The 11389-nt window shown below is 31.8% G+C and carries 20 protein-coding genes and 1 pseudogene; 7 read left to right on the top strand and 14 right to left on the bottom strand.

Annotated features, from left to right (window positions below; translation table 11 throughout):
* Positions 1-272 precede the first annotated feature (272 nt).
* Positions 273-428 carry a small acid-soluble spore protein O gene (gene sspO / locus ACOQFO_RS09620; protein ID WP_421689466.1) on the top strand — a complete coding sequence of 52 codons (156 nt, stop codon included), beginning with the start codon at positions 273-275 and terminating at the stop codon, positions 426-428.
* 107 nt (positions 429-535) lie between these two features.
* Here sspO (ACOQFO_RS09620) and ACOQFO_RS09615 read toward each other — a convergent pair.
* Positions 536-994, bottom strand: a pseudogene (locus tag ACOQFO_RS09615) (DNA alkylation repair protein); the annotation flags it as partial.
* 382 nt (positions 995-1376) lie between these two features.
* Between ACOQFO_RS09615 and ACOQFO_RS09610 the strand changes: the two are divergent.
* Genes ACOQFO_RS09610 through ACOQFO_RS09600 form a run of 3 tightly spaced genes read left to right on the top strand, consistent with a single transcriptional unit; the run spans position 1377 to position 1856 of the window.
* Complete coding sequence (locus ACOQFO_RS09610; protein WP_421689465.1) at positions 1377-1517, top strand: YrzI family small protein; 141 nt, start codon at positions 1377-1379, stop codon at positions 1515-1517.
* Positions 1518-1545: 28 nt separating this feature from the next.
* A complete protein-coding gene (locus tag ACOQFO_RS09605) occupies positions 1546-1686 on the top strand; it encodes a YrzI family small protein (RefSeq protein ID WP_421689464.1) in 141 nt (46 codons plus the stop codon).
* A gap of 29 nt (positions 1687-1715) precedes the next feature.
* A complete protein-coding gene (locus tag ACOQFO_RS09600; RefSeq protein WP_421689462.1) occupies positions 1716-1856 on the top strand; it encodes a YrzI family small protein in 141 nt (46 codons plus the stop codon).
* Between the two features lie 496 nt (positions 1857-2352).
* Here the strand turns inward: ACOQFO_RS09600 and ACOQFO_RS09595 are convergent, their stop codons facing one another.
* The 9 genes from ACOQFO_RS09595 to ACOQFO_RS09555 all read right to left on the bottom strand — a co-directional run bounded on the left by ACOQFO_RS09595 (position 2353) and on the right by ACOQFO_RS09555 (position 6307).
* Positions 2353-2538: a hypothetical protein gene (locus tag ACOQFO_RS09595; RefSeq protein ID WP_421689461.1), complete on the bottom strand. Its 186-nt coding sequence runs from the start codon at positions 2536-2538 to the stop codon at positions 2353-2355.
* A 180-nt stretch (positions 2539-2718) separates the two neighbouring features.
* A complete protein-coding gene (locus ACOQFO_RS09590; RefSeq protein ID WP_421689460.1) occupies positions 2719-3228 on the bottom strand; it encodes a hypothetical protein in 510 nt (169 codons plus the stop codon).
* Between the two features lie 56 nt (positions 3229-3284).
* Positions 3285-3587: a hypothetical protein gene (locus ACOQFO_RS09585; RefSeq protein WP_421689459.1), complete on the bottom strand. Its 303-nt coding sequence runs from the start codon at positions 3585-3587 to the stop codon at positions 3285-3287.
* Positions 3588-3746: 159 nt separating this feature from the next.
* Positions 3747-3926 (bottom strand): hypothetical protein, encoded by a 180-nt coding sequence (locus ACOQFO_RS09580; protein ID WP_421689458.1) that lies wholly within the window; start codon positions 3924-3926, stop codon positions 3747-3749.
* Positions 3927-3988: 62 nt separating this feature from the next.
* Positions 3989-4249, bottom strand: coding sequence for a hypothetical protein (locus ACOQFO_RS09575; RefSeq protein WP_421689457.1), 261 nt, complete (start codon positions 4247-4249; stop codon positions 3989-3991).
* A 177-nt stretch (positions 4250-4426) separates the two neighbouring features.
* A complete protein-coding gene (locus tag ACOQFO_RS09570) occupies positions 4427-4981 on the bottom strand; it encodes a hypothetical protein (protein ID WP_421689456.1) in 555 nt (184 codons plus the stop codon).
* A 114-nt stretch (positions 4982-5095) separates the two neighbouring features.
* Positions 5096-5500, bottom strand: a complete 405-nt coding sequence (locus ACOQFO_RS09565) for a hypothetical protein (protein ID WP_421689455.1) — start codon at positions 5498-5500, stop codon at positions 5096-5098.
* Between the two features lie 201 nt (positions 5501-5701).
* Entirely contained in the window at positions 5702-5890 is a 189-nt protein-coding gene (locus ACOQFO_RS09560) for a hypothetical protein (protein ID WP_421689454.1), read from the bottom strand.
* 132 nt (positions 5891-6022) lie between these two features.
* The gene (locus tag ACOQFO_RS09555) at positions 6023-6307 is read right to left on the bottom strand and encodes a hypothetical protein (RefSeq protein WP_421689453.1); all 285 of its coding nucleotides are present in this window, start codon (positions 6305-6307) and stop codon (positions 6023-6025) included.
* A 217-nt stretch (positions 6308-6524) separates the two neighbouring features.
* On the opposite strand from ACOQFO_RS09555, the gene ACOQFO_RS09550 reads away from it, so the two are divergent.
* On the top strand, positions 6525-6818 hold the full coding sequence (locus ACOQFO_RS09550; RefSeq protein WP_421689452.1) for a DUF5316 domain-containing protein: 294 nt from the start codon (positions 6525-6527) through the stop codon (positions 6816-6818).
* A gap of 66 nt (positions 6819-6884) precedes the next feature.
* On the opposite strand, the gene ACOQFO_RS09545 is transcribed toward ACOQFO_RS09550, so the two are convergent.
* Positions 6885-7106: a DUF4190 domain-containing protein gene (locus ACOQFO_RS09545; RefSeq protein ID WP_421689451.1), complete on the bottom strand. Its 222-nt coding sequence runs from the start codon at positions 7104-7106 to the stop codon at positions 6885-6887.
* A 302-nt stretch (positions 7107-7408) separates the two neighbouring features.
* Complete coding sequence (locus tag ACOQFO_RS09540; protein WP_421689450.1) at positions 7409-7864, bottom strand: hypothetical protein; 456 nt, start codon at positions 7862-7864, stop codon at positions 7409-7411.
* Between the two features lie 85 nt (positions 7865-7949).
* Here ACOQFO_RS09540 and sspO (ACOQFO_RS09535) point away from each other — a divergent pair, with 85 nt between their 5' ends.
* Positions 7950-8096, top strand: coding sequence for a small acid-soluble spore protein O (gene sspO, locus ACOQFO_RS09535; RefSeq protein ID WP_421689467.1), 147 nt, complete (start codon positions 7950-7952; stop codon positions 8094-8096).
* A 216-nt stretch (positions 8097-8312) separates the two neighbouring features.
* Positions 8313-9092 (top strand): hypothetical protein, encoded by a 780-nt coding sequence (locus ACOQFO_RS09530; RefSeq protein WP_421689449.1) that lies wholly within the window; start codon positions 8313-8315, stop codon positions 9090-9092.
* 83 nt (positions 9093-9175) lie between these two features.
* Here the strand turns inward: ACOQFO_RS09530 and ACOQFO_RS09525 are convergent, their stop codons facing one another.
* Entirely contained in the window at positions 9176-9688 is a 513-nt protein-coding gene (locus tag ACOQFO_RS09525) for a hypothetical protein (RefSeq protein WP_421689448.1), read from the bottom strand.
* A gap of 80 nt (positions 9689-9768) precedes the next feature.
* Positions 9769-11145, bottom strand: coding sequence for a Na+/H+ antiporter NhaC (nhaC, locus tag ACOQFO_RS09520; RefSeq protein ID WP_421689447.1), 1377 nt, complete (start codon positions 11143-11145; stop codon positions 9769-9771).
* Between the last annotated feature and the right edge of the window lie 244 nt (positions 11146-11389).

Genomic DNA, 11389 nt, shown 5'->3' with positions numbered 1-11389 from the left:
GAGTGTTAATTTCAATATTTGTATTTACGTTAATTTGCATATACATAACATCCCACCTCAGGAATATTATGTATCTTATTGTCGAAACTGTACATACTTAAACAATCAATACTGTACATTCTTAAGTTAGCATTTATACATCAACAACTTTTTGATGTTAAAATTTATATTTTACTTGTTGCCAAACAACGACAACACAATACAATTACCCAAAGTTTAAAATGCATACTAAGGACACCACGTGGCAAACTAAAATCATGGAGGTGGCTTTTGTGACTAAAAACAGAAAGAGTAATGTAAGTAATACAGTTAGTGATAAGCTTGCAGTAAGAAAGAACTTATCAAGGGAGTTTGATCATGAATTTGCAAATGAACCCTTGACAGAGGTACAGAAACTTAATAATAAGAAAACGAAGAAGCGCCAATAAAGCTAAAATGATTAAAGCCTCCATCAAATTAGGTGGAGGCTAATTGAATGATTTAATTTTATTATTTACACTAAAGGAATAAACAACTCATTATCTAGGCAAATATTTTATTTTCGTTTATTAACCTCAATCTTAATGAACTCCGGTATATAGCTTGGTGTACACCCTCGTGGTACTTTTTCATCTTTGTAAAGGCCAGTTTTCTCACCAATCTTGATACAACGTTCACGATACTTTTCATCATAAACACCAATCCAGCATGCGTTGAAATTCATAGCCCATTGAACTTCTGGTTCTTCCTGCGCAATATTAGCTTCTATCTGAGATAGTAAGTATTCGGTGTTATCAGGCGGTGTTTGTCCAGTCCATCTCAAACGCCCTTGATAGTACCAGAAAGCTCGTCTTTGAAGAGCAGATGGACTGTTTTCCCATGACTCCATCAATGCTATTAACTTCTTATCTTTCATGAGCTGATTAGCCATTAACCAATCCATTAAATTATTTCGCTCATCATAAGTATGTGTCTGCATATCTTTATCAAACTGATCTAATACATCTTGTGAAAGTCCCCAATGTCCCTTGTTTCCTTTATCTTTACCTTTAAATTGTATACATTGGAATAATTAAAAAATCTTGGTAAAAAATGTTTACAAACAACTTGAAGATGTATATACTTACAAAGTAACCAAAAAATTCTTAAGGAGGTCGAATGAAATGATCATTATCGTTAATATTTCACTAGTAGTTACAACTTCATTAAATATGAAACACACACATTCGACCAGATCGGAATGGATCGCTTAAGGTTTTTTTATAATTAAGCATACCCATACCGCAGGGAGAATTGTGCCCTGCGGTATTTTTGTGCCTTTTTGTGCCATTTTGCCGTAGGGAGTCTTCTCTCTGCGGTTTTTTCATTTTCTGGGTAATTTAAGGAGGTGTTATTAAATGACAGTAAACATTTTTTCTTTCAGGATCACTATTACAAAACGTGAGTTCTCTCTTGAGAAAGCTCTTCAAAATGAAAAGGCGATAAGATTCTTTGAAGAGAACCGTAGTAAGGTAAAAAACTTTATACGCCATTATTAATTTTGTTTATTTAAGGAGGTGTAACAATATGACACTAAACATTTTTTCACTAAAGATCACTATTACAAAACGTGAATTCTCTCTAGAAAAAGCTCTTCATAATGAAAATGCGATTAAAATCTTTGAAGAGAACCGAAGTAAGGTAGGTAACTTTATTCGCCATTATTAATTTTTGTTTATTTAAGGAGGTGTTACTATATGACACTTAATATTTTTTCTCTAAAAATCACTATTACAAAACGTGAGTTCTCTCTTGAGAAAGCACTTCATAATGAAAATGTAAAGAAAATCTTTGAAGAGAACCGAAGAAAAATAGAAAATTATTTCCGTCAGTTTTAATTTTGTTTATAAAAAAAACATGAAAGGTGGTAATTAAAATGATTTATATGATGAATAAAAGAGATGCAGTTTTATGGATGGAGAAAGACTCAACATAGCTGGCAGATGAAGTCATATCAAATGAATTTTAATCTCAGGAAAAGTTAACCCGTTCTATCTTAGAACGGGTTGCTTTATTTAAGCGATAATTTCACTCTAATCTATCCCGGTATTTCAATAAGTACAATAAAAAAGACATTTATCCTTCTCGGATCAACGCCTTCGTTACTGCAATAAAATGCTGCCTCGATTGACAGCTAGTATCATGAATAAAAGAACCCTATTTAAAAAGGCTATTTTACTATTTGTAATGATAACTTAACTTTTAACATTGACCGTTACTGGAGTAAGAATTCCGAAAAGAAAAACTATTATAGCCAATAGAACGAAGCTGATTGCCATATTTTTGTCTCTCCTTTATTGAATTAACCTGCCCCTGCAGTTGAAGAAGAAGACTTCATTTGCCTTCATTATTCATATTCAGTTCTTTTAGTAAAGCAATGATCTCTTTGTTTTGTTCGATTTGAATTTCACTATTTACCCGTATGATTCGAACCCATCTGATTAGTAAAGCTACTAATAAAATTGGTATAATAGTAAACAATGAACCTATTATTGCTACTTGATCCCCAGTAAAATTCATTTACAATTACCTCCTCGTAAAGTATCCAGAATAGTCGAATTATGAGCTTCACGAATCTATATATATAACGATACCATATTTTTCAATATTTTGTTAAATCACCCTTATTTTCTGGATAAAAAGAAACAAAACTCAATCCCTAATGGAATCGAGTTTTGTTTAATAAATGCTTTTTCGGCACTATTTATTTTTATTAATATATTCAAATGTTGTTAAATACGCTTCTAACTTATCTTTCTCATTAAATGATTGTAAATTAGCTGTGTACCCAACAAATTCTCCCACATCATTTACATAGCGAATTCCCGAAATATACGATTGATGATCATTAATTCTTTTCGAATATTCTTCATACGTAACTGAGTTCGCATGTTCTATAAAAGGAAAATAATGCGCTTTGGAACCAACGAAAAAAATATAACTTTTACTTTCTTTAAATCTGTTAATTTTTTCGATTTCAGCTGCTTCGCTTAAAGAATCTTCCATAATAAAAAATGCATCATATTGGTGGTTAGCAGTGATATCGTTAAATGTTGCAGGAATAAATTCTACATTATCTTCTATTATATTAGGTATTTTACCTATAACACCTATTTTCAGTTCATTTGTAATATCATTGTCTAAATCATTAGAACACCCGGTTAAAATAAACCCTACACCTAAAAATACAAATAGAAAAATTCTTTTCATGAAATCCTCCTTGTATTACACAACAATAGCGCCAGATTGTTCAACTAACCTCTCATTTAGTTCAGTAAGTTCAATGCCTTAGTTTTATAAATTTTCTCTTGATCTAAATCAAGAAATTCATCATTTTCATTACTAATATTGGGATAGTAGCCAAGGGTTAATATTACATCTTCGTTTTCTTTAAATATCATTAAATAATTTGGCAATGCGATATTCATGCTTTCGGTACTTTCTTGTTTAGCTCTTTCAATGGAATTAATAATTCGCTTTATTTCCTCATTCGAATTAATTACTGAAATAACCTCACCTACTTGCTCTCTAAATTCTTCTGGACTTGGTGAAGTACTTTCGAATTTCAAAATCTCAATACTTGTAATCTTAGTCTCATTTTCAAAAATACTGTTTGAACATCCTCCCAAAAATATAACTAAAAGTGAGAGTAGTAAAAAATTATTTTTTAAAATACTATAACCCCCTTTTTTGATTAGTCACCATAAAATTGATTAGGTTTCAGCACTTTAACTAAAGCCACTAAGTGTTAATACACCAACAACAATTAAAGAAAAAATTAATGATAATATTGCATCATGTTTTGGTGTTGTTTTTAATGTTGGCATCCAATTTATCTTAGCTGTATGACTAATAATTCTCGCAATAATAAAAAAGATAATAAAATAACTAAAGAATGTTCCAAACATAAAATCACCTTCATTAATTATTAATCTGTTAATTTATAATCTCCTGATTCATACTGATCTAATTAAATCAATTTTTCTCTGAGTTTCGGTAAATATCTATCTAAAAGTAACCCGTATAATATGGCTAATAGAAAATGTAACCCTAAAGCAAAAATTATACTTTGGTTATCTGGCAGTACAGAGTGTAAATATGAGTATAAAAATGTGTATATTGGGTCAATCGCCATCCAAGGATGTTTTACTGGTTGAAATATCAACTCAAATACAATGAGTGCCAAACTTAAAAGAGGTAACCAAAAAGTAAATTTTTTAAGATATTTCATAAGCAACCCCCAAATTATTTTTCCAACTCTTGGTGATAAAATTCCTATAATTTTCCTTCAATATCACAATACCATATTTTTTAATATTTTGTTAAATTAACCTTTAAATTGGGTTAAAAATGAAAAAACCCAATCCCTAATGGAATTGAGTATTTTCAATACGCTTTATCGAAAATATTACTTGTACATAGAAGACTTTGGCATATAAGTATTTCCAGCTGCTAAGATTTCTTTTGTTTCAACATCATAAATTGCATATCTCCCTCTAAATTCTTTATCTGTGTCTTTAAAGGAATAAAAGAAATATATTTGCCTATCGGGGCTAACTGTTTGATGGTAATTAATATCTATATCAGGGTAGGTACGAAGAATATAACCATCCCAAGTTATATAATTTAATCCTTCTACCTCACTAAACAATAACTTTTTTCTAATATTTACTGTTGCATCAGGCATTTCTTTAAAAAGAACAGTATCCATATGTCTTTGTTGTTCCTCACTCTCTTGCTTATACTTTTGATACCACTTCTGATGTACTGGATATTTTAAGATTCTTAATGCTTGGTAAAATTCATCTACAGTTTCATCAAAAACTTTTTCCTTGTTTGAAGGATATAAATATTCTGCTTTACCTGAAGGTGTAGTTTGCGAGTAAACAGGATTTACAAATAACAATGAAAGACTGCACAAAATTATTAACATATTTAAATTATTTAATAATGGATTTTTCATTTAGGTTTCTCCTTTTTTAAAGTAAAGTGCCCTAAATGCTATTATCTATCCATCTTTAATAACACAAAAAGCGATTGCTATTTGCTTAACAATCGCACAGTCCGTTAAAAATAGTTACTTACTATTATTATGAAGTTCAAATGATTCTTCAAAGTCATCCCATTTTACTTTAACTTTTATCACTTCATCTTCGTACACTTTTGCCCCACCTTTTGAACTCCCCGTAAATATTACTGTTGATGGAGGTTCTGTGTACTCTTCAGATTCACACACTTTCTTAATATGAGTTTCAAAACAGTACTCAATTTTTTGTAATGATGACATCTCTTCTAAAGAATCTTTATATTGCAATTTGAACTCATAACTATCTGTATCCTCACCCATCCATTTCACTTTTTCATTATAGGAGTATTCCGCTTCCCAATGTTCACTTTCTCCATTAAACTTATAACCATTAGTCGTTTCTGAACAAGCTGTTAAAAGCATTATTGTTACTAATAAAACAATTAATTTCTTCAAACAATCTCCCCCCAAAAAGTGAATTTTGTCATCTCCATATATCCCCTATGGTTAATTACAAAAAATTATGCTACTTCCCTTATGCTGACAAAGGGTATTAATCTCCTTGTTAGTTCTTTCCTCCGTTACGTTCTTTTTACAAGATTTTATCTGCGCTTATTATAGAAAAAACATTTTTCATCGTTTTCAACTAATTGAATATCAGATTCCCTTATCACGTTTACTAATATCACCAATTGTGTTCAAAATAAAATAAATAATTATTAAAGATAATAGATAAGCAATCATCGGTTCACTAGTTTCCCATATTGAATTCAACGAAATAAATAACAATGTTGCAGCTGCAAAAAGAATTATTAGATATATAAAAATACTTATAATAACTTTCAAATTTATTCCCTCCCCTTACAAATCTGACCCCTGTAGATTCATAACTTCAACAAAAAAGACATTACTGTTAATCTTTTTTGTCATTTTAGAGCCCCCTAGTCTAATAAACAGTTTTACATCTGTGGCTTTCAGTTAATTACTATTCTTGTCAATCGTATTTCTCAAAATCGGATAAAAAATAGCGATCAACATATAAGCAGTAAAATAGGCTGATAGACTAACCCACTCATCTTTACTAATAACTCCATCATCAAACATATCGTACGCATTCATGTGAAGAATAGCTAAAATCAAACTAGATACAATACTAAATACACTATATCTCAATAAATTACATTTAATTTTTTTATTACGAACATACCAATGAAATCTAATAACTATTATTAACATTCCAATAAATAATAAAAAGTACTTCATTCCATCTCCCCCTATAAACAAGATCCCCTAGCAAAAATAAATTCCCCAAATTGATTTTTACCTTAATTACATTACCTAAATTATACCAAAAATCCACTAAGTAATCATATAAATACCAATTCAGCCTTTATTAACGAATGAAATGATTTTCCAAATATCGGGAGGTTGGTTATACTGTTATTAAGGGGTGTATACATTTAATTATGGGGGGATGTAAATGGGATATTTACTTGCAGGATGTACACTTTCAATACTTGCAATAATTATTGCATTTGCTTTAAGCGATTGGAACTTACTGTTACAAATAACAGGTGGTATCAGTTTAGTAGCCCTAGTGATTTGTGCGATATTCTCAGGAGCATTTGTAGATGGGGATCGAATGGCGAGAAATCTTACATCTGAAGATCGAGAGGATAGAAAAAAAAGACACTCCTTAACTAATAAAATTATGATGATCGGTTTGCCTAATATGATTATTGCAATTGCGTTAATTGCTACACGATTTATATAAAACAACTATATACTATTCTTAATTCAAAAATATAGAGGCATTTCTTCAATTAGAAATGCCTTATTCTTATGCTAGAAGCATTAGTGAGATAGATGACTTTATTGTTAGGAATACTCCAAGTAAACAACAAATAATACCTGCTGCAGCTTCTAATTTTCCACTTTGTTTAAAACGGTTCATTTGTTCTAACCCTATTACACCAAATATTAACCCAACAATCCCAAGTAAAAATCCTACCGCGACCAAAGAAGTAACAATTGAAAGAATACCAAAAATCAGTGATACCATACCTTTGTTATTATTCTTAATATCAGTACTAATTTCATTTTCCCCCTTTTATATTAACCTTCTTTCTCCATCATAGAACTTAGAATCTAAAACATAACTTCAAGAGAAAATTCTCTATAATAAAGATAATGAGCAAAGTTAGGGGAATAGTACTCTAAAAGGCTACTTTGATAAATTTGCATATATTTATCTTTAAACAGCTAACTTACATATTTATTTCTTTCACAAACCAGCCCATTTTATTTCAATAACCTCAACAAAAAAAGACATCAAACCCTTCTTGGATTCATGCCTTTATTAGGTCAACAAGTTTTAAGTGTTTTTTCAAGTACAATTGGACCCGTTTTCTTTGTCGTTGTATTAACTGTGCGAACTTTAATATGAGTAGGACGCATTATAGGAGAAACTTCATCCAAATTCCCACTCCAAGAAGTGACTCCGTATTTAGTTAAAGGAGACAAAGAGAAAATCCAACTTATTTCCTCTGGAATATAGGCAATAACTTCATAACCATGATAGTCCCCAAAACTAGTTGGTTTGGGTAAATGAAGTGTATGAACACTAAGACTCGTCCGCTCATCATTAAACTTTCTTTCAATATTATAAATTAGTGCTACTCCTCTGGCATTTTTAGGTGCATTTTTTGTTGGTTCAAGTATTGCTGAACAAAGCGGCAACTCTTCAATTTTATTTTCAGCGTGTGTTTGTGAAGGAAGAATTACTAAAACGAAGATAAGGTTAAAAAGAATTGTTTTCATTTCTGATTCTCCTCAATTTTCTTTAGTTCATTATCCCCGAAAACTTCCTATTTATTGTATTTTCAAACAAAACAATTACCATCAGATTTTATTAAAATGCATACAAAAGACACCACTTGACAAACAAGCAGTAAAGAAGAAATTATCAAGGGAGTTTGATCATGAATTTGCAAATGAACCCTTAACAGCTGCAGAGATACTTAATAATAAGAAAACTAAGAAGCGCCAATAGGCTAAAATGATGTAGTACGATTTTTCATAAATGATACAACAAGCTCCCATTAAAGTAAGATGGGGGCTATTAACGCTTACAGGAATTTCCGATGATATATTATTTACTCGAGAAATAGGAACATACCTGTAAATAAATATTATTCTTAATTTGGATCGACCGTACCTACCCGCATAACTCTCTCGTAGACGTAGATAATAAAGTGAGGTGAGTACATTGAGAACGGCTAAAATTAGTTATACGATTTGTTTATCCATCCTATTTTGCTTTGTTTTTTATAATAAGCCAACAGATGCAAAATCGACTATTATGAATCCATCATTACTGCAAACAAGTAATCAAGGCGAACAATCTCGAATTCAGGAATTAGAACATCGTTTGGAAAACCTAGAACCACCTGAACCTACTACTATTCTTGATTCACCATTTCCATTTGAAAAAGTTTCTGAGGAGCATTTCCCAACAGATACCCTCCCCATTTCAGAAGTATTAAAAAAAGGAACAAAAATTCCTTTTAAAATAATAAAAAGTGAACCTGACTATATTAGGCCATTATATGAAGAACATTGGCATAGTACGTATGGGAGATGGAGCTATATTCCCTCTCGAATATTTTATTCTCTACACCGCATGTTCCCTTTTTACGCCATAGGAATTTCTGCTGAATATGATTTTCAGCACAGTGTGGGTATAGCTTTTAATACTGAAATGAATGAAACAGACCTTGACCTATATATCGTAATCTTTCAAACCGATATTACAGACGTCTATACGAAGGGAAATCAAGTGGTTATTGTGGGAACACCAAAACGAACAGGTGTTGAGGTTATTAGTATTAAAACAGGCGACTTAAACCCCAGTAATAAAGAGAAGTTTTTATTAATACAGTTAGCAACGAATGGAGCAGAACTTGATTATTCTCTAATTGGTTATACACCATCAGATTTTTGGTTAAAACAAAAAGCAAATGAAATTGAAAAGTCTAAAAAAGATTAACCCTAATCATATATAGAGCCTGCATCTTAGTATTAAAATGGTGCAGGCTCTTTTTTATTTTCTTTCTCCACTCGGATCAATAATTATTTACAGTTTTTTATATTATTTCTCAAAATACTTGGTCCTAACTTTTCAGACTTTGAATTAGAAAGACGCACCTCAACTTCTACATTTTCCAGTTCCGCTGTAATTTCATCAAATTTACCAGCCCAAGTTGGACTATTATTTTCTGAGGAAGGGTTAAGTTTAAAACGCCAACTAATTTCGTCTGGTATAAAAGCAAAACCTTCATAGCTATCGTAATCCCCAAAAGAGGATGGTTCAGGAAGGTGTACCCCAAGAATACTTATATTAGTTCGTGCAAAACTTGGCGGACGCAACTGCACTTTATAAAACAATGCTACACCTTTCGCATTTATAAGTTTCTTATCAATTGGTTCCAAAACCATACTACAAGGCATTGATGTTGCCATTGAATAGGAAGGACAAATAACAAGAATAGAGATAATAGATACCACCAAAACAAATTGCCACTTTAGTACAATAAGTTCACCAAAATAGGCGTTAATCCTTCTTTCATCACCGACTGACTCCATTGGCTGGTCGACATCCTTTATTTCAACTACAAAAAAAGTAGTACAAACCATGGCCTTGGCTTGTACTACTGTAAGTATGTTTAATTTTTGGATATTGTAAGATTTAACCATCCAAATACGATGGTAAGGATTGGGCTTAGTAAGCAAAAGAACGCAAAAGGCAAATAGTCTATTACGGAAACGTCAAGCATCAAGGCAATAAATAAACCACATACACTCCAAGGCACAAGTGGATTCACAACTGTACCCGCATCTTCCATTACCCGGCTTAAATTTTTCGGTTGTAAGCTTAGTTCTCTATATTGTTGCTTATAGGCTTCCCCTGTTAATAAAATCGATAAATACTGCTCTCCAACTACAATATTAATACCAATTGCAGTAAAGGCCGTCCCTGTTATCAATGCACCAACTGATTTTAGTAAACTTTCAATTTTACTAAGCAAAGTTTGAATAATACCTAAAGCAAACAATAACCCACCCATGCTGAGGCTAAGCACCACAAGCATAATTGTAAAGAACATACTATTAATACCACCACGAGTTAAGAGTGAATCAATTACTTCAACCCCTGTTTCAGAAACATATCCGCTATATAAAATTGCGCTGTAATCACTAACTGATAGAGATGTATGAAATATTGATAAGCAAAGTGCTACAAGGGAACTAACAATAAGTGTTAAAAATGCTGGCACTTTCTTGATTGTGCAAACAATCAAGACTAAGAGTGGCAATATCGCATACCAATGCACAAAATTTGTATCTAGTAAACTAGTTTGATAGAAAGCAATGGTCGTATTATTTACACCTTCAACTGATGGGGATAAAACAGCATATAGTACACAGCTAATTAAAAACGCAGGAACAGTTGTCCAACTCATATTTTTAATATGTTCAAATAAATCAATATTGACGATACTTGCAGCTAAATTTGTTGTATCTGACAACGGAGACATTTTATCGCCAAAAAACGCACCGGATACAATAGCACCAGCCGTCAATGCCATGGATGCATCAATGGCTCCTGCGATACTTACAAAAGCAACCCCAATCGTGGCTACAGTCGTCAATGAACTACCAATTGCTGTACCGATAATTGCTGTAATGATAAATACAATGGCATAAAAGAAACTAGCAGATACGAGAGAAAAACCTATATACAAAAGAGTTGGTATTGTACCACTAACAATCCAGCTACTAATCAGTATACCTATTAAAAAGAATATATAAATAGCTCCTATTCCTGAAATGGCTCCAGATCTCATACTTTCTTCCAACACTTTAAATGGAACCCGTTTTAACAAGCCATAAAAAATCAAAAGAATAATAGATAAAAGAATAGGGATATGTGGCACACTACCAAGCTTACCTATCGCAATAGAGATGATTGAAATCACTATTAGTACAATGAATAATGCTTCAAATACTGACGGTTTTGATTTTACCTCAATAGAAAACATATGCTTACTCCTAGATGTTATAATTTTGTGCTTCAACGCTTCAACGCAACAAAGTCGCTTTATCATTCTAGCACTTATTTGCTAGATGTCAATAGTGGGACATTGGGGACAGTAAGAAGGCACTGAAAAACATCACCTAAATAATGGTAGATAATTATGTAGTCTATTAAAAGACAAAAAACCCCCAACATTTGGTATAATGGAATTAACTAGAAACCAAACCAAACTGGGGGTAATTTTATGC

Origin of the sequence: Ureibacillus sp. MALMAid1270, assembly GCF_049202975.1 — a bacterium.
GTDB lineage: Bacteria > Bacillota > Bacilli > Bacillales_A > Planococcaceae > Ureibacillus.
The sequence above is the reverse complement of the archived record's forward strand: the minus strand, read 5'-3'. Positions and strand labels throughout refer to the sequence as shown.

Coding starts and splice junctions, on each gene's coding strand:
- ACOQFO_RS09605 (WP_421689464.1), top strand. CDS start 1,546: ATGACACTAAACATTTTTTCACTAAAGATCACTATTACAAAACGTGAA.
- ACOQFO_RS09555 (WP_421689453.1), bottom strand. CDS start 6,307: ATGAAGTACTTTTTATTATTTATTGGAATGTTAATAATAGTTATTAGA.
- nhaC (WP_421689447.1), bottom strand. CDS start 11,145: ATGTTTTCTATTGAGGTAAAATCAAAACCGTCAGTATTTGAAGCATTA.
- ACOQFO_RS09600 (WP_421689462.1), top strand. CDS start 1,716: ATGACACTTAATATTTTTTCTCTAAAAATCACTATTACAAAACGTGAG.
- ACOQFO_RS09595 (WP_421689461.1), bottom strand. CDS start 2,538: ATGAATTTTACTGGGGATCAAGTAGCAATAATAGGTTCATTGTTTACT.
- ACOQFO_RS09610 (WP_421689465.1), top strand. CDS start 1,377: ATGACAGTAAACATTTTTTCTTTCAGGATCACTATTACAAAACGTGAG.
- ACOQFO_RS09580 (WP_421689458.1), bottom strand. CDS start 3,926: ATGTTTGGAACATTCTTTAGTTATTTTATTATCTTTTTTATTATTGCG.
- ACOQFO_RS09525 (WP_421689448.1), bottom strand. CDS start 9,688: ATGGAGTCAGTCGGTGATGAAAGAAGGATTAACGCCTATTTTGGTGAA.
- ACOQFO_RS09545 (WP_421689451.1), bottom strand. CDS start 7,106: ATGGTATCACTGATTTTTGGTATTCTTTCAATTGTTACTTCTTTGGTC.
- ACOQFO_RS09590 (WP_421689460.1), bottom strand. CDS start 3,228: ATGAAAAGAATTTTTCTATTTGTATTTTTAGGTGTAGGGTTTATTTTA.
- ACOQFO_RS09575 (WP_421689457.1), bottom strand. CDS start 4,249: ATGAAATATCTTAAAAAATTTACTTTTTGGTTACCTCTTTTAAGTTTG.
- ACOQFO_RS09550 (WP_421689452.1), top strand. CDS start 6,525: ATGGGATATTTACTTGCAGGATGTACACTTTCAATACTTGCAATAATT.
- ACOQFO_RS09570 (WP_421689456.1), bottom strand. CDS start 4,981: ATGAAAAATCCATTATTAAATAATTTAAATATGTTAATAATTTTGTGC.
- ACOQFO_RS09540 (WP_421689450.1), bottom strand. CDS start 7,864: ATGAAAACAATTCTTTTTAACCTTATCTTCGTTTTAGTAATTCTTCCT.